This is a genomic window from Providencia zhijiangensis, from assembly GCF_030315915.2.
Classification (GTDB): domain Bacteria; phylum Pseudomonadota; class Gammaproteobacteria; order Enterobacterales; family Enterobacteriaceae; genus Providencia; species Providencia zhijiangensis.
The window spans coordinates 2658887-2679578 of the sequence record NZ_CP135990.1 but is presented as its reverse complement, the minus strand read 5'-3'; the positions used below and the strand labels follow the sequence as shown (position 1 = coordinate 2679578).

General features: G+C 39.9%; 16 protein-coding genes. 10 read left to right on the top strand and 6 right to left on the bottom strand.

Features of this window, described 5'->3' with window-relative positions; translation table 11 throughout:
* From coaE to ampD, 5 genes are all read right to left on the bottom strand, one after another.
* Positions 1 to 606, bottom strand: a complete 606-nt coding sequence (coaE, locus tag QS795_RS12315; RefSeq protein ID WP_154638121.1) for a dephospho-CoA kinase — start codon at positions 604 to 606, stop codon at positions 1 to 3.
* Between the two features lie 155 nt (positions 607 to 761).
* Positions 762 to 1946, bottom strand: a complete 1185-nt coding sequence (locus QS795_RS12310; protein WP_286269100.1) for a type II secretion system F family protein — start codon at positions 1944 to 1946, stop codon at positions 762 to 764.
* A 4-nt stretch (positions 1947 to 1950) separates the two neighbouring features.
* A complete protein-coding gene (locus tag QS795_RS12305) occupies positions 1951 to 3345 on the bottom strand; it encodes a GspE/PulE family protein (RefSeq protein WP_286269098.1) in 1395 nt (464 codons plus the stop codon).
* A gap of 13 nt (positions 3346 to 3358) precedes the next feature.
* Complete coding sequence (gene ppdD, locus QS795_RS12300; protein WP_154638124.1) at positions 3359 to 3784, bottom strand: prepilin peptidase-dependent pilin; 426 nt, start codon at positions 3782 to 3784, stop codon at positions 3359 to 3361.
* A gap of 297 nt (positions 3785 to 4081) precedes the next feature.
* On the bottom strand, positions 4082 to 4618 hold the full coding sequence (gene ampD / locus QS795_RS12295; RefSeq protein WP_286269095.1) for a 1,6-anhydro-N-acetylmuramyl-L-alanine amidase AmpD: 537 nt from the start codon (positions 4616 to 4618) through the stop codon (positions 4082 to 4084).
* A gap of 100 nt (positions 4619 to 4718) precedes the next feature.
* On the opposite strand from ampD, the gene nadC reads away from it, so the two are divergent.
* The 8 genes from nadC to acnB all read left to right on the top strand — a co-directional run bounded on the left by nadC (position 4719) and on the right by acnB (position 18470).
* Positions 4719 to 5621 (top strand): carboxylating nicotinate-nucleotide diphosphorylase, encoded by a 903-nt coding sequence (gene nadC / locus QS795_RS12290; protein WP_286269093.1) that lies wholly within the window; start codon positions 4719 to 4721, stop codon positions 5619 to 5621.
* A 600-nt stretch (positions 5622 to 6221) separates the two neighbouring features.
* On the top strand, positions 6222 to 6998 hold the full coding sequence (gene pdhR, locus QS795_RS12285) for a pyruvate dehydrogenase complex transcriptional repressor PdhR (RefSeq protein ID WP_154602546.1): 777 nt from the start codon (positions 6222 to 6224) through the stop codon (positions 6996 to 6998).
* 178 nt (positions 6999 to 7176) lie between these two features.
* On the top strand, positions 7177 to 9843 hold the full coding sequence (gene aceE, locus QS795_RS12280; RefSeq protein ID WP_286269090.1) for a pyruvate dehydrogenase (acetyl-transferring), homodimeric type: 2667 nt from the start codon (positions 7177 to 7179) through the stop codon (positions 9841 to 9843).
* A gap of 13 nt (positions 9844 to 9856) precedes the next feature.
* Positions 9857 to 11719 (top strand): pyruvate dehydrogenase complex dihydrolipoyllysine-residue acetyltransferase, encoded by a 1863-nt coding sequence (gene aceF / locus QS795_RS12275; RefSeq protein ID WP_286269088.1) that lies wholly within the window; start codon positions 9857 to 9859, stop codon positions 11717 to 11719.
* Between the two features lie 205 nt (positions 11720 to 11924).
* Positions 11925 to 13352: a dihydrolipoyl dehydrogenase gene (gene lpdA, locus QS795_RS12270; protein ID WP_036951171.1), complete on the top strand. Its 1428-nt coding sequence runs from the start codon at positions 11925 to 11927 to the stop codon at positions 13350 to 13352.
* A 211-nt stretch (positions 13353 to 13563) separates the two neighbouring features.
* The gene (locus QS795_RS12265) at positions 13564 to 14940 is read left to right on the top strand and encodes an adhesin (protein ID WP_318626514.1); all 1377 of its coding nucleotides are present in this window, start codon (positions 13564 to 13566) and stop codon (positions 14938 to 14940) included.
* Between the two features lie 7 nt (positions 14941 to 14947).
* On the top strand, positions 14948 to 15310 hold the full coding sequence (locus QS795_RS12260; protein ID WP_286269084.1) for a hypothetical protein: 363 nt from the start codon (positions 14948 to 14950) through the stop codon (positions 15308 to 15310).
* 562 nt (positions 15311 to 15872) lie between these two features.
* Entirely contained in the window at positions 15873 to 18470 is a 2598-nt protein-coding gene (gene acnB / locus QS795_RS12255; protein WP_036951167.1) for a bifunctional aconitate hydratase 2/2-methylisocitrate dehydratase, read from the top strand.
* A 110-nt stretch (positions 18471 to 18580) separates the two neighbouring features.
* Here acnB and QS795_RS12250 read toward each other — a convergent pair whose 3' ends face one another.
* Entirely contained in the window at positions 18581 to 18958 is a 378-nt protein-coding gene (locus tag QS795_RS12250) for a VOC family protein (RefSeq protein WP_154638127.1), read from the bottom strand.
* A 176-nt stretch (positions 18959 to 19134) separates the two neighbouring features.
* On the opposite strand from QS795_RS12250, the gene QS795_RS12245 reads away from it, so the two are divergent.
* Positions 19135 to 19500, top strand: a complete 366-nt coding sequence (locus tag QS795_RS12245; RefSeq protein WP_036951163.1) for a YacL family protein — start codon at positions 19135 to 19137, stop codon at positions 19498 to 19500.
* 152 nt (positions 19501 to 19652) lie between these two features.
* Positions 19653 to 20525 carry a small-conductance mechanosensitive channel MscS gene (gene mscS, locus QS795_RS12240; protein ID WP_154602550.1) on the top strand — a complete coding sequence of 291 codons (873 nt, stop codon included), beginning with the start codon at positions 19653 to 19655 and terminating at the stop codon, positions 20523 to 20525.
* The last annotated feature ends 167 nt before the right edge of the window (positions 20526 to 20692 follow it).

Here is a 20692-nt window from a genome sequence, read left to right as displayed (position 1 = left end):
CTATTCTTTTTGTGCTGCAAGTGCTAGGTATTGCTTGTGTAGTTCTGCAACTCTATTTGGCAGCTCAGTATCATCTGTATGATTAGTGATGATATCGTCAGCATATGACAACCTTTCTTCTCGAGATGCTTGAGCATTTAATATATTAATAACATGCTCTAGGCTGGTGTCATCGCGTCTAATCGTTCTTTCTATTTGTTCTTCTCTTGTTACATCAACGACAAGAACACGATCTGCTAAATGCGAAATTTTATTTTCAATAAGCAGGGGGATTACCCATAAAACATAAGGATAGTTAGCCTGCTGAAGCTGTGTCTGCGTTTCTTGTTGTATCAAAGGATGAAGCAGCGCATTTAGCCACGCTTTTTCCTTAGGTTCGGAAAAAACAACTGTCCGTAAGAAACCTCTATTTAAAGTGCCATCATGGTTTAACACATCTTGACCAAAGTGCTGTTGAATGCTGATCAATGCAGGGGTATTAGGTTCAACAACTTGGCGGGCGATGACATCAGCATCAACAAGTGGAACCCCTAGTTTAGCAAATTCGTTGGCAACGGTTGTTTTACCACTTCCTATCCCCCCAGTGAGGGCAACGATATAAGACATAAATGATTCATTAGTTTACGGGAAATAAGTCAGGTTACACTGAAAGTTTTAATTTGTCTGTATACAATTGAGTCAAGTTATCATGTTATGGATATATGTGTGATTTCAATCTATTTTTACTCTCTAAATTGAACTGTTTTCTTTATGTAATTAAGCTACATTCCAGAAATGACTGAGCCTAATTTAAATATTGGTAAATACATAGCAAACATTATTAGGCAGATAATGATAGCTATAAATAAGAGTAATATAGGTTCAAGGCTCTTAAGATGATGCTCCGTAATGGTCTTATATTGCCTTGAATAATACTTAAATAAATATACTGCAAAATACTCTAGCTTGCCAGATTCTTCCGCCAAGGAAATTAACTGAACTACTAATTTTGGAAAGAGCTGAGTATTTTTCATTGCATCGGATAATGAAGCTCCTCTAAGAACGGAGTGATAAATTTCATGACATTCTTCCTTGTATTTATGATGCACTATCGTTTTAGTTGAGCAATCAAGGCATTCAATGAGGGGTAATCCTGATTTTAATGTGGAAGATAATGTTAAAAAGTAGATGTTCAAATTTTTGGCTCTGATGATGTTATTGATATAAGGAAGATATTGCATTAAATGGCTCAGTTTTCTGGATACATATGACCTATATTTAATAAATAAGAATATAGTGGTGGACAGTGTTAATAGTAGCCATTGAAAATTCTCAATCAGAGTATCCGATATGATAATAACTACCTTAGTTATGGATGGTAATTCCTGTTGAAAGCTTTCGTAAATATCAACAAACTGCGGAATGACAAAAACCAGCATAATGATAAGTAATAGGCCAGAGAACCCTACGAGGGTAACTGGGTAACGCAAGGCTTTTTTTATTAAGATTGATGTTTTTTGATTATGTTCAAGCATATTCTTGATGATCAAAAAGCTTTCATCATATTTTCCCGTTTTTTCGGCGATTGCGATTAAGCTAATTATTGTACTATTAAAAATACGTGGGTGACTTTCTAAGTTCTTAATAAAACTAATACCCTTTTCTAAATCATTGATTGCTTGATTAATGAGGTTCTTCCAAAAGGGTAAATGACAATTAAGTTGAAGTAATTGAAAACATTTTAATAAACTGATTCCTGATGAAGATAGTATATTTAGCTGATGGAAGAAATGAATTCTGTAGTTTAAATTTTCCTTGTCCAATATAAATATAGATTTAAACTTTATGGATATTGGCGTTTGTCCTCGTTTAATTATATCTAAAAAAGCTTGTTGTTTATTTTTTGCCACTAAGCTATCAGTTATATACGAATTATTTTCAAGTGAGGTGTAATTATAGATAAACATTAATTTACTCTCCTTGTCCGATAACAGAATAAATTTCTTGTAATGTTGTTTCTCCAGCTTCGACTCGCTCAAGACTTGCTTGAAATAGATTTTTGAAATTATCAGCTAATTTACCATTGTCTTTTAATATTAAATCGAGCTGTGCTTGATCGAGGTATTCATAAATTGCAGTGCGCCCCATAAACCCAGAAAAACAGTGTTCACACCCTGTAGAGTGGTATTCGTTAATATTCTGCATTGAGTTTATCGGAGTAATATGTACCGTTTCTTGTTTACAGTATGTGCAAAGTTTTCTCACTAAGCGCTGAGCGATAACCATTTTTAAACAAGATTGAAGTTGATTTCTGTCAACGCCTAGTTGCTCCATGCGTGTAATGGCACTGACAGTACAATTAGTATGAAGTGTTGATAGAACAAGGTGCCCTGTTTGTGCTGCTCGAGCTGCTATTTGAGCAGTTTCTTCGTCTCTAATTTCACCAATCATAATAACATCAGGATCTTGCCGAAGTAGTGCACGAAGAATAAACGCAAAAGTCAGTGAATATTTTTCGTGTACTTGTGTTTGGTTGATCCCCCCAAGGGGGATCTCAATAGGGTCTTCAATGGTGGATATATTTCTTGATGTTTGATTAAGGTATTCCAGTGCACTATAAAGTGTGACAGTTTTCCCGCTACCAGTGGGGCCCGTCACGAGAATCAATCCTTGCGGTTTTTTTAATGTGTTTTTTAATAGGGGTAATAAAGTCGGGCACATCCCAATTTGTTCAAGAGAGTATTTTAGCTGAGTATTTAATAATCTCAGAACTAATTTCTCGCCATGAAGTGTGGGCATGCTGGAAAGACGGATGCTAAAGTTCTTTCGCTCAAAGCTCCAATTCATTTGTCCATCCTGTGGTATTCTTTTTTCCGCAATATTCATTTTTGATAATATTTTTATTCGGGCAATAACCTCACTGTTTATTTCATGGGGTGGTGAAGGGATAACGTAGAGTTTTCCATCCACTCTAAGGCGAATTTTTAGGTTATGTTTGGTTGGTTCAAGGTGAATATCAGATGCACGCTTTCTTACTGCCATCTTTAATAAATCATCGACAAAATCAACGGCAGGAGATGCCACGTTGATAGGTTCAATAGTGTTAGCCTGATAATTATTTTCATCTTCATTGATTTCTAAAACATGGCGATTGAAATAATGATCAATTTTTTCTTTAGGCCATATTTCATAACAAACAGGAACGCTGGCAATAAAACGTAATGTGGATAATAAATTGTCATTGGGTTTTTCTATCGTGGCGATGGATAACCTTTTTTCGTTGTAATCGATAATCACGATATAGTTTTTGTCACAAAGCACTTTGAGTTCTTTGAAAATATAATGGCTTTCCTTAGATGTCCGCATGTTAATCCCTTAATTAGAAGCTCAGTGTTTTTTCACAAAGTTTTTTTAGATCTGCATTAGTATCAGCTTGGCAACTGATACTCCATGAAAATGGTGATGTGGCTGTTGAGTTAGTGGGTGTCAAAATACCCGTAAGACCTGTTAATGTTTTGTCACCAACAAAGGTAATGACGCCTGCTTTCGCATCAATCTGTTTTAGATATTTTCCTTTTATATTGCTCGGTATATCTTCTTTTCCTGAATTACATTTGGCTAAAAGGCCTTGGTTAAAGCTGCACAGTTCCACACTGTTTTTATAAGGCAAGATCGTTTGTAGTACATCAGTCATTGCGGCTCTTTGCATATAGCTTTGATAACCCGGTATAGCGACGGCGCTGAGTATTGAGATAATTGCAATAACAACCATGATTTCGACTAAAGAAAATCCCTTCTGATCCATAAATAAAACCTCCTTGATAGTGTGAGGCTGCATCATAAAAGAGTTTTTTAGTGAAAATACGAATTGAAAATTCAGGTTACGAGTGGCTTTGTAAAATGTTCTTGCAAACGGTGAGTTGTCTCATTTTATTTCGAGCGTTCTCGCAAAAATATACCAAGAATATTTTTTCTAATAAAAATGAGTTTTTCAGACTGATATAAATAGAGGCATATCAGGAAGAGGGGCTAATGGGGGCGGTTACCCTCATTAGCTAAGATAATAGGCGGATAATTCGTAAAAATTATTAATTGGGAAAGCTTAGAGTGCGTTTTTATAGTGCCGCCAATCAAAGTAAGGGCCTGGGTCAGTTTTTCGATGGGGAGCAATATCGCTATGACCTGTAATATTCTGTTCGATCTGCGGGAATTCAGTTATCAGTAACTTAGTGAGCTTGGCTAAAGTTATATATTGAGCTTCAGTGAAGGCTTCATAATCCGTACCTTCTAACTCGATGCCAATAGAGAAGTCGTTACATTTTTCTCGCCCTTGATAATTAGATTGCCCTGCATGCCATGCACGCTTGTTGAAAGGAACATATTGAATAATTTCGCCATCCCGACGGATGAGGCAATGAGCTGAAACACGTAGATGTTTAATTTCATCGAAAAAAGGGTGTTCTTCGGGATTTAAAGTGCCAGTAAATAGTTGGTTAATATAAGAACCACCAAACTGTCCTGGTGGAAGGCTGATATTGTGAATGACAAGAAGTGAAGGTTCTTCGCCCTCAGGGCGGTCATCATGATGTGGGGAAGGGATATGAGTCACATTATTTAACCAACCATCATGTATTTTCATATCAGTATCCATAGTATGCTCTTTTCTTTTTGTAAGTACCCGTAATTAAGAAAGATTAGCATAATTGAGATCCGTACGGGTGCATATTTTGGAGTAAATAATGACTACACGACGCTATGATGAACAAGAAAGACGTAAATTGTTAATGGCAAGATTGATTACCGACATTCCTTTTATGGTCAGTGTTGCTTTAAAAGAAGATCTCGGACAGGTCATTGATTATAAAAGGGATATTACAGGGCAGTTATTAAATGAAGAGGCCCAAGCCACAGCTCGAATTATTACCCGTGAAGAAGGCGTGTTTTGTGGGCAAAAATGGCTAGAGGAGGTTTTTTACCAACTAGGTAATAAAGTTAAAGTGGATTGGAAGGTTCAAGACGGCGATAAGGTTTCACCAGACCAAGTATTATGTGAGATGCAAGGGCCTTCTCAGATTCTACTCACTGGGGAAAGAGCGGCGTTGAATTTTGTACAAACGCTATCTTCAGTTTCTACAGTGACAGCAAAGTATGTTGCCTTTCTTGAGGGTACTCGAACTAAATTATTAGACACTCGTAAAACTATCCCTGGTTTGCGGAGCGCATTAAAGTATGCAGTGCTCATGGGCGGCGGGTATAACCACCGATTAGGTTTGTCTGATGCTTATTTAATCAAGGAAAATCATATTATTTCAGCGGGCTCTGTTTCCCAAGCGGTATCGCTTGCTCGCCAAGCTCATTCGGATGTTCCTATTGAAGTAGAAGTCGAAAATCTAGATGAGCTATTACAGGCTCTTAAAGCTCAAGCGGATATTATTATGCTTGATAACTTTACGACTGACATGATGAAAGATGCCGTTGTTCTCACGGATGGTAAAGCCGCTTTAGAAGTATCAGGAAATGTGACAGATAAAACAATCAGAGAGTTTGCTCTGACAGGCATTGATTTCATTTCAGTAGGCGCATTGACGAAACATATTCAGGCTTTAGACCTCTCAATGCGATTTATTGAACCTAAAAGCTAGTCTAAGCTGATTTAAGCTATACCGTGAGGTTACAAAGATAAGGGGGAGGTCGATAGATTTTAAGTCTTCCCCCTAAAAAGGAATGACTACATAGATATCATAGTCTTTTGAACACACATTAATGATTATTGAATTGTACTGAATATTTACGGGATACTTTTTACCATTGGTATGCAGTTTTCATATGATTAATTACGTAAGTATATTTTTGCTAACCATGAATTTAACAAATCATTAACTATGGTCATGGCGTTTTTTTATAAAAATATGCGCAATGTTTACTCCTTGAGTTTTTATTCATATCTTGTGATTATGCATGCAATAATTGGTAAGCTGTAACGGTTCAGTTTTAATTTCAGTGGCATAAAAAGTCATATTTTTTGTTAAATTTGTGTGTTGTTTAATCAAGGCTTGGTTATTAATTAATGCTTTTTTTAAAATAAACCGTTAAAACTTGCAGGATTTTATGATTTAGCTCAAGGTCTTTATGGACAGATAGTGAATACTTTGTTACTTTATTAAGCCATAAAATAATTGGTATGACCAATTAACACTGGGTACTAGATAATCAATAATTACTCACTATGAAAATGGCAGATTATGACTTACGGTAAAATTCGCCAACCAAAGTTATCAGATGTAATCGAGCAACGGCTTGAGCATCTCATATTCGAGGGGACTTTACGCCCCGGCGAAAAGCTGCCTCCTGAACGTGAACTTGCTAAGCAATTTGATGTCTCAAGACCATCAGTGCGTGAAGCTATTCAAACCTTAGAAGCTAAAGGTCTTCTATCTCGTCGTCAAGGTGGTGGCACATTTGTACAAAAACAGATGTGGCAAAGTTTTAGTGACCCATTGACCGAATTACTTGCTGGTAACCCAGAATCTCAATTAGATCTTCTTGAAACGCGTCATGCATTAGAAGGCATCGCTGCTTACTATGCGGCATTACGTGGTACGGAAGAAGATTTAGAGCGTATTCGCCAAAGCTATGAGTTGATTAAATCAGCTCAGAAAAGTGGTGATCTTAACGCGGAATCAGATGCGGTATTACAGTATCAACTGATTGTAACGGAAGCTGCTCATAATGTAGTGCTGTTACATTTGCTACGTTGCATGATCCCTATGTTAGAGCAAAATATCCGCCAGAATTTTGAGTTCCTATATACCCGTAAAGAGATGTACAACGCAGTAAGCGAGCATAGAGAACAGATTTTTTCCGCTATTGTCGCAAGGGAACCTGAAAAAGCGAGAGAAGCGTCTCATCGACATCTTGCTTTTATTGAAGATTTGCTGCTGGACATTGGACGTGAGCAGACTCGCCGAGAGCGTTCACTACGTCGCTTACAGCAACATCCAGATCTAGACCAGATTTAAAATTGGTAGTGTAGATCCTGACTGCTGCGTCTACATTACTGTGAGTACTCTTAGTTAGAGATAAAGCGGCAACTACATCAGGGCCTATCTTCCCGCTGTTTTCATTAACATGAAGAAAATGGCAGGAAGATAGGCTCCACATAACCATATAAAATAGATAACAGATAAGGAATACACCATGTCAGATATGTTAAAAAATGACGTGGATCCGATTGAAACTCGCGACTGGCTACAGGCGATTGAATCGGTCATCCGTGAAGAAGGTGTTGATCGTGCACAGTTTATTATCGAACAGGTATTAAGCGAAGCACGTAAAGGCGGTGTTAACATTGCCGCTGGTGCATCTGGTAGTTCTGATTATATCAACACAATTGCTGTTGAAGATGAACCTGCATACCCTGGTAACATGGATTTAGAACGCCGTATCCGTTCTGCAATTCGCTGGAACGCTGTAATGACCGTTCTGCGTGCATCTAAAAAGGATTTAGAACTGGGTGGTCATATGGCATCATTCCAGTCTTCCGCAACTTTATATGAAGTTTGCTTCAACCACTTCTTCCGTGCTCATAACAATAATGACGGTGGTGATTTAGTCTTCTTCCAAGGCCATATCTCCCCTGGTATCTATGCGCGTGCATTCTTAGAAGGTCGCTTAACTGAAGAGCAGATGAATAACTTCCGTCAAGAAATTGGTGGGAACGGTCTGTCTTCTTATCCGCATCCTAAATTAATGCCTGATTTCTGGCAGTTCCCAACTGTATCGATGGGGCTGGGTCCAATCAATGCTATCTACCAAGCTAAGTTCTTAAAATATTTGGATAACCGCGGTCTGAAAGATACTTCAGCACAGCGTGTTTATGCGTTCTTAGGTGATGGTGAGATGGATGAGCCAGAATCTAAAGGTGCAATTACTATCGCAACTCGCGATAAGTTAGATAACTTAGTCTTCGTTATTAACTGTAACCTGCAACGTCTTGATGGCCCAGTAACAGGTAACGGCAAAATCGTTAACGAATTAGAAGGTATCTTCAGTGGTGCTGGCTGGCAAGTTATCAAAGTTATGTGGGGTGACCGTTGGGACGAACTGCTGCGTAAAGATACAACCGGCAAACTGGTTCAATTGATGAACGAAACCCTTGACGGTGACTATCAAACATTTAAATCACGCGATGGTGCATATGTGCGTGAACACTTCTTCAACCGTTACCCAGAAACGGCTGCATTAGTGAAAGATATGACTGATGACGAAATTTGGGCGCTGAACCGTGGTGGTCACGATCCGAAGAAAGTGTATGCAGCATTCAAAAAAGCGCAAGAAACCAAAGGCAAACCAACTGTTATTTTAGCTCAAACCATCAAAGGCTATGGTATGGGTGAAACAGCAGAAGGTAAAAACATTGCTCACCAAGTTAAGAAAATGAACATGGACGGCGTTCGCCACTTCCGTGATCAGTTCAATGTACCAGTTGCTGATGATCAAATCGAAAAACTGCCATTAATTACTTTCGATAAAGATTCTGAAGAATACAAATATCTGCACGAACGTCGCCAAGCTCTGGGTGGTTACTTACCAGCTCGTCGCGCTAAATTTGATGAAAAACTGGAAATTCCAGCTCTGTCAGATTTCAGTCAATTACTGGAAGAACAATCTAAAGAGATTTCAACAACAATCGCATTCGTCCGCGCACTGAATGTCATGTTGAAAAACAACTCGATCAAAGAGCGTTTAGTTCCAATCATCGCTGACGAAGCACGTACTTTCGGTATGGAAGGTCTGTTCCGTCAAATTGGTATCTATAGCCCGAAAGGTCAACAATATACTCCGCAAGATCGTGAGCAAGTTGCTTACTATAAAGAAGACTCTAAAGGTCAGATCCTGCAAGAAGGTATCAACGAACTGGGTGCGGGCTCTTCATGGTTAGCTGCTGCAACATCATACAGCACCAACAACCTGCCGATGATCCCATTCTATATCTACTACTCTATGTTTGGTTTCCAACGTATTGGTGACTTAATGTGGGCAGCAGGTGACCAACAAGCTCGTGGCTTCCTGATCGGTGGTACTTCTGGTCGTACAACACTGAACGGTGAAGGCTTACAGCACGAAGATGGTCATAGCCATATTCAATCACTGACTATCCCTAACTGTATTTCTTATGACCCAGCTTACGCTTACGAAGTTGCGGTTATCATGCAAGACGGTTTAGAGCGTATGTATGGTGAGAAACAAGAGAACGTGTACTACTACATCACGACTCTGAACGAGAACTATCACATGCACGCAATGCCAGAAGGCGTTGAAGACGGTATCCGTAAAGGTATCTATAAACTGGCTTCAGTCGAAGGCAAGAAAGGCAAAGTGCAGTTATTAGGTTCAGGTTCTATGATGCGCCACGTTCGTGAAGCTGCCGATATCTTGGCTGCGGAATATGGAATTGGTTCTGACGTATACAGCGTAACCTCATTCACTGAATTGGCTCGTGATGGTCAAGACTGTGAGCGTTGGAACATGCTGCACCCATCAGCAACGCCACGTGTACCTTATGTCGCGCAAGTTATGAATGATGCGCCAGCTGTTGCATCGACTGATTACATGAAATTGTTCGCTGAACAAATCCGTACTTATGTTCCAGCAATTGAGTACCGTGTATTAGGTACTGACGGTTTCGGTCGTTCTGACAGCCGTGAGAACCTGCGTCACCACTTCGAAGTGGATACAACGTATGTCATCGTTGCAGCGTTAGGTGAATTGGCTAAACGTGGTGAGATTGATGTTAAAGTCGTTGAAGAAGCGATTAAAAAATACAACATCAACCCAGATAAAGTTAACCCACGTTTGGCATAAGAGGTAATAATCAATGTCTATTGAAATCCAAGTGCCAGATATCGGTGCTGATGAAGTTGAAGTCACCGAAGTCATGGTAAAAGTTGGTGATAAAGTAGAAGCTGAGCAATCGCTCATCACTGTTGAAGGTGATAAAGCGTCTATGGAAGTCCCATCTCCACAAGCGGGTGTGGTTAAAGAGATTAAAATTGCTGTTGGTGACAAAGTTACTACCGGTAAATTAATCATGATTTTTGATTCAGCAGAAGGCGCATCTGCGCCAGCAGCACCAGCTGCTCCAGTGGCGGCACCAGCTGCTCCTGCGGCTGCAGCACTGAAAGAAGTTGCTGTACCAGACATCGGTGGTGATGAAGTTGAAGTCACTGAGATCATGGTTAAAGTGGGTGATGCAATCACGGCTGAGCAATCTCTGATTACCGTTGAAGGCGATAAAGCGTCAATGGAAGTGCCAGCACCATTTGCAGGTACAGTTAAAGAGATCAAAATTGCGACTGGCGATAAAGTGAAAACTGGCTCGCTGATCATGGTATTCGAAGTTGCGGGCGCAGCGCCTGCAGCAGCGGTTTCTGCTCCAGCAGCACCGGTAGCAGCACCAGCCGCAGCGGCAATCAAAGACGTTAACGTACCAGATATCGGTGGTGATGAAGTTGAAGTTACCGAAGTTATGGTCAAAGTTGGCGACACCGTAACAGCTGAGCAATCTTTAATCACCGTTGAAGGCGACAAAGCATCAATGGAAGTACCAGCACCATTCGCAGGTACAGTTAAAGAGATCAAGATTGCGACTGGCGATAAAGTCAAAACTGGTTCCCTGATTATGACTTTCGAAGTTGCGGGTGCAGCGCCAGCTCCTACTGCAGCTCCGGCTTCAGCACCAGTTGCAGCTCCAGCAGCTGCGCCAGTAGCTTCTGCTCCAGCTAAAACTGCTGATAGCAAAAATGAATTTGTTGAGAACGATGCGTATATTCATGCAACACCAGTTATTCGCCGTTTAGCTCGCGAATTTGGTGTGAACTTAGCGAAAGTGAAAGGTACAGGTCGTAAAGGCCGTATCTTACGTGAAGACGTTCAAGCTTACGTTAAAGATGCAATCAAACGTGCAGAAGCACCAGCAGCAGCTGGCGGTGGTTTACCGGGTATGCTTCCATGGCCGAAAGTTGATTACAGCAAATTTGGTGAAGTTGAAGAAGTTGAGCTGGGTCGTATCCAGAAAATTTCTGGCGCTAACCTGAGCCGTAACTGGGTCATGATCCCGCACGTAACTCTTATGGAAGAAGTGGATACCACTGAAGTTGAAGAGTTCCGTAAGCAGCAGAACAAAGAAGCCGAGAAGAAAAAGCTGGATGTGAAAATCACTCCACTGGTCTTCGTGATGAAAGCGGTTGCTCGTGCTCTGGAAGAAATGCCACGCTTCAACAGCTCTATTTCAGAAGATGCACAGCGTCTGTTCCTGAAAAAATATATCAACATCGGTATCGCTGTAGATACGCCAAATGGCTTAGTTGTTCCTGTTTTCAAAGACGTGAACAAAAAAGGCATTATGGAGTTATCTCGTGAGCTGGGTGAAGTGTCTAAGAAAGCGCGAGCAGGTAAACTGACTGCAGCAGACATGCAAGGTGGTTGCTTCACTATCTCTAGCTTAGGTGGTATCGGGACTACCGGTTTTGCACCAATTGTGAATGCGCCAGAAGTGGCAATTATGGGTCTGTCTCGCTCTTCTATCAAACCAGTTTGGAATGGTAGTGAGTTCGTTCCACGCTTGATCCTGCCAATGTCTCTGTCATTTGACCACCGTGTGATTGATGGCGCTGATGGCGCGCGCTTCATCACTTTAGTTGGACAACTGATGAGCGATATTCGCCGTCTGGTAATGTAACTAATAAGACCGGTCAATTGACCGGTCTGTTTTATTTAGGCTGGGGCAGAGTTTTTCGCTGTTGCAACGAAAGGTTGGGAGTTACGTCACGTATTCAGCCTTTTCAGGATGTTAACAATTCTGTAAACTGCTTGCGGTGTGTACTTTACCAGTGGAAAATTCGTTTATTCGGCGGCCCCGCTGGACAAAACAAAAAGAGGTCATGATGAGTACTGAAATTAAAGCCCAAGTCGTTGTGCTTGGTGCAGGCCCAGCAGGTTATTCTGCGGCATTCCGTTGCGCTGACTTAGGTTTAGAAACTGTTTTGGTAGAACGTTACTCAACTCTTGGTGGAGTTTGTTTAAACGTTGGTTGTATCCCTTCTAAAGCATTACTGCACGTTGCTAAAGTTATCGAAGAAGCTAAAGCATTAGCTGAACACGGTATCGTATTTGGCGAGCCAAAAACTGACATTTCCAAAGTGCGTCTGTGGAAAGAGAAAGTTATCACCCAACTGACTGGCGGCTTAGCGGGTATGGCGAAAGGCCGTAAAGTTAACGTAGTTAACGGTCTGGGTAAATTTACTGGCGCGAATACACTGGTTGTTGAAGGCGAAAACGGCAGCACCACTATCAACTTTGATAATGCGATCATTGCTGCGGGTTCACGTCCAATTCAGTTACCATTTATTCCTCATGAAGATCCACGTATTTGGGATTCAACAGATGCATTAGAACTGCAAGAAGTTCCAGAGCGTCTGCTGGTAATGGGTGGCGGTATCATCGGTCTTGAGATGGGTACTGTATACCATGCACTGGGTTCACAAATTGATGTGGTTGAAATGTTTGACCAAGTTATCCCTGCTGCGGATAAAGACGTGGTTAAAGTATTCACTAAGCAAATCAGCAAGAAATTCAACTTACTGTTAGAAACTAAAGTGACTGCTGTTGAAGCGAAAGAAGATGGTATCTACGTTTCAATGGAAGGTAAAAAAGCGCCAGCTGAACCACAACGTTATGACGCTGTGTTAGTGGCTATCGGTCGCGTACCTAACGGTAAGAACTTAGACGCAGGTAAAGCTGGCGTTGAAGTTGATGATCGTGGTTTCATCCATGTTGATAAACAAATGCGTACTAACGTACCACACATCTTTGCTATCGGTGACATTGTTGGTCAACCAATGCTGGCCCACAAAGGTGTTCACGAAGGTCACGTTGCAGCAGAAGTTATCTCTGGTCTGAAACACTACTTCGATCCTAAAGTGATTCCATCAATTGCTTATACTGAGCCAGAAGTTGCATGGGTTGGTTTAACTGAGAAAGAAGCGAAAGAGAAAAACATCAGCTACGAAACAGCAACATTCCCGTGGGCTGCATCAGGTCGCGCAATTGCATCTGACTGCTCTGAAGGTATGACTAAGCTGATTTTCGACAAGCAATCTAACCGTATTATCGGTGGTGCGGTTGTTGGTGTTAACGGTGGTGAATTACTGGGCGAAATCGGCCTGGCAATCGAAATGGGTTGTGATGCTGAAGATTTAGCATTAACTATCCATGCTCACCCAACTCTGTACGAATCAATTGGTATGGCAGCAGAGATCTACGAAGGTAGCATCACTGACTTACCAAACGCTAAAGCGAAAAAGAAAAAATAATTTTCTTTTTTAGCAAGAATTAAGCGAATTGAAGACCAAAGCAGAAATGTTTTGGTCTTTTTTATTTAATTAATAAAGCAGTGCTAACTTATTTTCTTAATTATATAAATATTATAATTGCTATAATTTCAATATTTACACTTAGTTGACTATAAAAATTTTTAAATTTAATTTCTTTGCTGTTTTTTAAATAACAACAAGGATGTTAATTATGCTCTACATGGACACAATGACTGTTTATGCTAATCCAGTTCCTTTTAATTTCACTGATGTGACAAATGATGATTTTTTTAATGGTGATTATATTTCTGCTAATAATAGTATGAATGAGCAATATGACCATTTAAAAACTGTCACAAGGCTTATGGAAAATGATAATTATAAGCCAGAAATATCCAGGGATAGAGATGTAAATCGAGAAAATATAGTATCAGAAGATACAGTAAACAAGCCATTACCATCATCACAAGAACCATCACTTCAAGAGAAATTAACATTAAATCATCAGGAGGTTTTAAATAAAATAAAAGCACTAAGAGAAGAAAAGAATAATTTAGAAAAAAGTTATGAATGGAAGTTTTTGACTGATCCGGGAAAATACCCATGTAATTATCAATGGGTTTTTAAATCACCAGAACTTAATATCACTGCAAATGTTAAATTTAGTTCAATACAAGATAGAGATCGCTTACTTTCGGATGATTTTGGTGATAGCCCTGTAGATATACCAAAATTAAATTTTTTTGATCCTCAACCTTTTTATGATGCTATTGAAAAAAATGTAGAATTTTCAGCAAGAAATTATCTGCTAGCAACTCAGGAAAGACATACTAGATTAACAAAAGAAATTCAGTCTAATGAAAGTGAATTAAGAAATATTAAAATTAGCATTGAAAAAAGCAGTATTTTAATAATCCCAACACCGATAATCCCAGCAAACAGCGGAAGCTCCACGCTTGATGAAAAAACAAGAATAGATGCAAGTTTAGCTCAAGCAGTTGAAAATAAACTGAATGCGGTTGGTGATAAATTAGCAGAAACATTTGAATGTTCCTTTGGATTTGCTTGTGCATCGGATTTGGATAAGGAAGCTAAAAATCCCAATCTTGGGAACGATTTAACGGCAGAAGAAAAAGAAGCATTAGGAATCTCAGGTGGTAGCGTAAGTGGCACTCCTAATGGCTTTGAACCAGATGACGAGAGGTTTAACCAACAAGAAACTCATACATCCAATAGAATAAATGAAATTAAAGAATTGTTTGAATATGATAGCAGTAGAGCTGGTATTCAAATAGGGAATAGATCTTTGATTGAAATCCCAAACAAAGGTAACGCAAAGATTTTTAGTGGGGTATCAGAAGTAGAAATTAAGCAGTATTTTGTTGAGTTAACAGGTAATAAAGCTTTGCCCGAAGTAAGAGTAGTTCCAGGAAAAGGAAATATTTATACTGTTAAAACACCAAATGGGAGCTTCAACTTACGTGATTTTTCGAATTCTGCTAGAGAAACAGGAAAAGCTTGGACGATTGATATTCCTAGGGGTATTGCTAAAGATACTGCACCTGTAGAAATAAAATTTTTAAAGTGAGCCTATAATGGAAAAAATTTTACATTTTGATGAAATTATTGATGATGCAAAAGGGCTATGGCTATCAGGGTTATTTGGTTCCATAGTTGGTTGGAATCCAAATAAATCTTTTTGTGAACATAAAAATATCTTTTTCTATGTGATAAAAAAGTTATTAGATGATCAAGTAATTAAATTTTGTTCTCCTGATGATCCATTAGGTAAAAATATTTCATACTGGAATGCTAATAGCCAAGAAATTGTTAATTACCTTGAAGTTCACTGGCCTGAAAATTCAGAGGAAGAAGATGATGATGATTTGAATATGTATTTTTATGAAATGCCAGCTATTTTGTGGAAAGATGAGACTGGAAAATATGTGGGATCCTAAGTTTTTATTTATCAGCCAATTATGTGAAATAATTTAAGTTTCAATTGAAGAGCCTAGATTTTCATAGGCTCTTTTTTATTGCTTCCCTTCAGTAATCTGGTTGAAATAAAAAGACCAATAAACCCCATTAAATTCGTTAAAAAACTTTAAACCAATCGCAATGATTTGCCTTATCAATTAGTCAGATAAGTAAAAATGAGTTATTAAATATAATTTGTGATAAGGGATGAAAAAAGGCACTAATTAGGGTGCTTTCAGTTATGAAATGGATTATAAAAAGTAGGGTCTTAATGGATGTTTATAATGGATTATGATGTTTCAAGCTTAAAAATTGCCCTATAAAGTTTGTTAATGGGTTAAGTTAGCAGAAGAATGTTACTTTCTTGTGAATGAATTAACATTACGTTTAAATTCTGCTATGCTGATTGCCCGAAGCTGGACATAATTTTATCGCCATTGAGATTATGTGAGCAAATTCCTCTGACCTGGCACCGGATGATGACTTTTTCAGGATGGTGCAGACAGCCGGGTATATAAATAACAAAGAAGCGAGGAGAACGTCGTGCTAGAAGAATACCGTAAGCACGTAGCCGAGCGTGCCGCTCAAGGGATTGTCCCTAAGCCATTAGATGCGTCACAAGTAGCTGCATTAGTAGAGTTACTGAAAAACCCACCCAAAGGTGAAGAAGATTTCTTGTTAGACCTGCTGACCAACCGTGTTCCACCGGGCGTCGATGAAGCAGCGTACGTTAAAGCTGGATTTTTAGCCGCAATCGCAAAAGGCGAAACATCCTCCCCTCTGATCTCCCCTGAAAAAGCCATCGAACTGCTTGGTACCATGCAGGGCGGATACAATATTCATGCGTTAATCGAAGCTCTTGATGATGCCAAACTGGCAGCTATCGCAGCGAAAGCACTTTCCCACACTTTATTAATGTTCGATAACTTCTACGATGTAGAAGAAAAAGCGAAAGCGGGAAATGCACATGCTAAGCAAGTGATTGAGTCATGGGCGAATGCCGATTGGTTCAACGAGCGTCCTGAATTAGCCGAAAAAATGACAGTGACTGTATTTAAAGTGACTGGCGAAACAAACACCGATGATTTATCTCCTGCACCAGATGCATGGTCGCGCCCTGATATCCCTCTGCATGCTTTAGCAATGCTGAAAAACGCACGCGATGGTATCGTTCCTGATGAAGCGGGTAGCGTAGGTCCAATTAAACAAATCGAAGAACTGAACAAAAAAGGTTTCCCACTAGCTTATGTGGGTGACGTTGTCGGTACAGGTTCTTCGCGTAAATCAGCAACGAACTCTGTTTTATGGTTTATGGGTGATGATATTCCATTCGTGCCTAACAAACGTGGCGGCGGTGTGGTGCTGGGCGGTAAAATTGCTCCTATCTTCTTTAACACAATGGAAGATGCGGGTGCACTGCCAATTGAAGTGGATGTGTCTAAACTGAATATGGGCGATGTGATTGATATCTACCCATATAAAGGTGAAGTTCGTAACCACGAAACTAACGAATTATTAGAAACATTCGAACTAAAAACTGATGTGTTAATCGACGAAGTTCGTGCTGGTGGTCGTATTCCTCTGATCATCGGTCGTGGCTTAACCACTAAAGCGCGCGAAGCATTAGGTTTAGGTGCAACGGATATGTTCCGTCTTGCGAAACCTGTTGCACAAAGCAATCGTGGTTACTCATTAGCACAAAAAATGGTGGGTCGTGCATGCGGTCGTCAAGGTATTCGCCCTGGTGAATACTGTGAACCTAAAATGACGTCTGTTGGTTCTCAAGATACCACGGGTCCAATGACACGTGATGAGCTGAAAGACTTAGCATGTTTAGGATTCTCTGCAGATTTAGTCATGCAGTCATTCTGTCACACGGCAGCTTATCCAAAACCTGTCGATGTTACCACGCACCATACGCTGCCTGATTTTATTATGAACCGCGGTGGGGTTTCTCTGCGTCCGGGCGACGGTATTATTCACTCTTGGTTAAACCGTATGCTATTGCCAGATACTGTTGGGACTGGTGGTGACTCGCATACCCGTTTCCCAATTGGTATCTCATTCCCAGCAGGTTCTGGTTTAGTGGCTTTTGCCGCAGCAACCGGTGTTATGCCTCTGGATATGCCAGAATCCGTATTAGTTCGCTTCAAAGGACAAATGCAGCCGGGTATCACATTACGTGACCTCGTTCATGCTATTCCTCTGTATGCGATTAAAGATGGCTTACTGACTGTTGAGAAAAAAGGTAAGAAAAACATTTTCTCTGGTCGTATTCTGGAAATTGAAGGTCTTCCAGAGCTGAAAGTTGAGCAAGCATTTGAATTAGCGGATGCGTCGGCTGAACGTTCTGCTGCGGGCTGTACTATCAAACTGGATAAAGCGCCAATCATCGAATACCTGCAATCTAACATCGTTCTTTTGAAGTGGATGATCGCAGAGGGTTACGGCGACCGTCGTACCATTGAACGTCGTATCAAAGGTATGGAAAACTGGTTAGCGAACCCTGAGTTACTTGAAGGCGATGCCGATGCAGAATATGCAGCGGTGATTGAAATTGATCTTAATGAGATCAAAGAGCCAATTCTGTGTGCGCCAAATGATCCTGATGATGCGCGTTTACTGTCTGATGTTCAGAATGAAAAAATCGATGAAGTATTCATTGGTTCATGCATGACTAACATTGGTCACTTCCGTGCAGCAGGTAAATTGCTGGATTCCCATAAAGGTCAATTACCAACTCGCCTGTGGGTTGCGCCACCAACCAAGATGGATGCAGCGCAATTAACTGAAGAAGGTTATTACAGCGTATTTGGTAAGAGCGGAGCGCGTATTGAAGTCCCTGGCTGTTCACTGTGTATGGGGAACCAAGCACGCGTGGCAGATGGTGCGACTGTCGTTTCGACATCGACTCGTAACTTCCCTAACCGTTTAGGTACAGGGGCGAATGTGTATCTGGCATCCGCAGAGTTAGCCGCAGTAGCTTCTCTGTTAGGTCGTTTACCAACGCCAGCTGAGTACCAACAGTTTATGAATAAAGTCGACGAAACTGCGGAAGATACATACCGCTATCTGAACTTTGATCGACTGGATCAGTACACTGAAAAAGCTGATGGTGTGATTTTCCAAACCGCTGTTTAATCAGCGATAGATAGAATCATACTCATTTAACCCCAAGAATTGAGAATTCAATTTTTGGGGTTTTTTCTGTCTTTCTTTTAGTAATGAACACGAATATAAATAGGCTAGCGTTAAAGATATTGTGAAATTTCAATTAAATTCAAATCAGGATCTCTGATATACAAAGAAGTAATCTTACCGATAGCACCCGTTCGTTGCACTGGCCCCTCTATAATTTCCACACCTTGCTGTTCAATATGCTGTTGAACTTCTATCAGTGGAATATCACTGATAAAGCAGAGATCTAACGATCCCGGAACAGGCAAGTGTGCCTTAGGTTCAAACTCTTTCCCATATTGGTGAATATTTATTTTTTGCTGACCAAATTGCAGGGCAAAACGTTGTTCGCCGAAGGTGATCACAGACATCTTTAAAATACGTTGGTAAAAATCAAGACAGGCATCAAGATCTGTGGTGGTTAAGACTATATGGTCTAATCGATTAATCATTGACGTTCCTATTACCGAGTTGAATAGTGTGCATCAATTTTAATTGAATAAACCTATTTATGCAGCGTAATAGTCACGACCATTAATTTTCTTCTGACAGTCTGTAATAGCGCTAAGCAAACCCGCTTGACTCGCGTTATACTTAATTCAAAGACGCAAAGTGTGAGGTATTGCATATGGACTACCAATTCTTAAAGGATATTACAGGAAGTATTACCGCTAAATTTTCAATGGACCATGAAGCTATCGGTTATTGGTTAAATGAGGAAATCAAAAATGACCTCAGTTTACTGGATACCATCGCAGAAAATTATGAATTGATTAAAGGCAGTGAAAAGCAATGGGAGTTTATTGGTCACGAATACACGCTCATTCTTGATGATGAAGAAGTGATGATCCGTGCGAACCAATTAGCTTTTGAGACGGATGGGTTAGAAGAAGGCATGAGTTACTATGATAATGAAAGTATTGCCTTTTGTGGTGTAAATGACTTTTTTGATATGTTGGATGACTACCGTGAATTTGTTATCGAAAATCGATAAATAGCATTTTATTTATCGATTAATTTTATATTTTGATAATTTATAGCTATTATTTTAAGCGTGTTATTCAATTATTTACTAATAGTTTCCAAGGTTATTAATTGAATTGAGCGAGTTTTCCTAGTCTAAATTTGATCGAAAAGGATATACATATGAATACTGATGATGTTACAGGCGCATTGAATGATGCAACAAATTGGTTTGTGGCAAATCAGGATCTGCTAGTCCAGTATGTCGTCAATATCGTTTCCGCACTTGTTATTTTAATTGTGGGGTTGATGATTGCTAAATGGGTTAGCCGTGGTTTGAATCGCGTGATGACAATGAGAGGAATTGACTCCACTGTTAGCGAATTCTTATCTGCTATTGCTCGCTATACCATTGTGGCATTTACTTTAATTGCGGTGCTGGGCAAAATTGGCGTACAAACTGCCTCTGTCATCGCGGTAATGGGTGCCGCCGGTTTAGCGGTTGGTTTAGCATTACAAAACTCATTAGGTAACTTTGCTGCAGGCGTTCTGCTGGTGGTATTCAGACCATTAAAAGCGGGTGAGTTTGTTAAGATTGGCGCGATTGACGGTACAGTACAAAGCGTGCAAATTTTCTCAACCACATTGAGAACGGCAGATGACCGTATCGTAGTGATCCCAAACGGTAAAATTATTGGTGACAGCATTATTAACGTGACTCGTGAGCCACTTCGTCGTCAAGATATCATGGTCGGTGTTGCTTACAATTCTGATATTGATATGGTTAAAAAAGTCTTGGGTGATATCGTTGCTGCGGATAAACGCATTCTTCATGACAAAGGTGTAACTATCCGTTTAAATGAAATGGCACCATCTTCATTAAACTATTTAGTGCGTTTCTGGACAACGAATGGTGATACTTGGCCAGTTTATTGGGATTTAATGGAAAACTTTAAGCGTGCGCTTGATAAGCACAATATTGGTATCCCATTCCCACAAATGGATGTTCATCTTCACCAAGTTAACACCAGCGCAAAAAATATTTCTGCTGAATAAGTCTTAACGTATTTATCCTTAAAAATGGCGTGACCTAAAAAGTTACGCCATTTTTATTTGCACTTTTTCCGTAATCTCATCCTTATTTCTATCATTTCTTTATCGCTAATCTTGATTAGCCTTGCTTATGGACCATTAGAGTTAATCGTTTTCACTAATAATTTTTT

Coding starts and splice junctions, on each gene's coding strand:
- coaE (WP_154638121.1), bottom strand. CDS start 606: ATGTCTTATATCGTTGCCCTCACTGGGGGGATAGGAAGTGGTAAAACA.
- QS795_RS12310 (WP_286269100.1), bottom strand. CDS start 1,946: ATGTTTATCTATAATTACACCTCACTTGAAAATAATTCGTATATAACT.
- QS795_RS12305 (WP_286269098.1), bottom strand. CDS start 3,345: ATGCGGACATCTAAGGAAAGCCATTATATTTTCAAAGAACTCAAAGTG.
- ppdD (WP_154638124.1), bottom strand. CDS start 3,784: ATGGATCAGAAGGGATTTTCTTTAGTCGAAATCATGGTTGTTATTGCA.
- ampD (WP_286269095.1), bottom strand. CDS start 4,618: ATGAAAATACATGATGGTTGGTTAAATAATGTGACTCATATCCCTTCC.
- nadC (WP_286269093.1), top strand. CDS start 4,719: ATGACTACACGACGCTATGATGAACAAGAAAGACGTAAATTGTTAATG.
- pdhR (WP_154602546.1), top strand. CDS start 6,222: ATGACTTACGGTAAAATTCGCCAACCAAAGTTATCAGATGTAATCGAG.
- aceE (WP_286269090.1), top strand. CDS start 7,177: ATGTCAGATATGTTAAAAAATGACGTGGATCCGATTGAAACTCGCGAC.
- aceF (WP_286269088.1), top strand. CDS start 9,857: ATGTCTATTGAAATCCAAGTGCCAGATATCGGTGCTGATGAAGTTGAA.
- lpdA (WP_036951171.1), top strand. CDS start 11,925: ATGAGTACTGAAATTAAAGCCCAAGTCGTTGTGCTTGGTGCAGGCCCA.
- QS795_RS12265 (WP_318626514.1), top strand. CDS start 13,564: ATGCTCTACATGGACACAATGACTGTTTATGCTAATCCAGTTCCTTTT.
- QS795_RS12260 (WP_286269084.1), top strand. CDS start 14,948: ATGGAAAAAATTTTACATTTTGATGAAATTATTGATGATGCAAAAGGG.
- QS795_RS12250 (WP_154638127.1), bottom strand. CDS start 18,958: ATGATTAATCGATTAGACCATATAGTCTTAACCACCACAGATCTTGAT.
- QS795_RS12245 (WP_036951163.1), top strand. CDS start 19,135: ATGGACTACCAATTCTTAAAGGATATTACAGGAAGTATTACCGCTAAA.
- mscS (WP_154602550.1), top strand. CDS start 19,653: ATGAATACTGATGATGTTACAGGCGCATTGAATGATGCAACAAATTGG.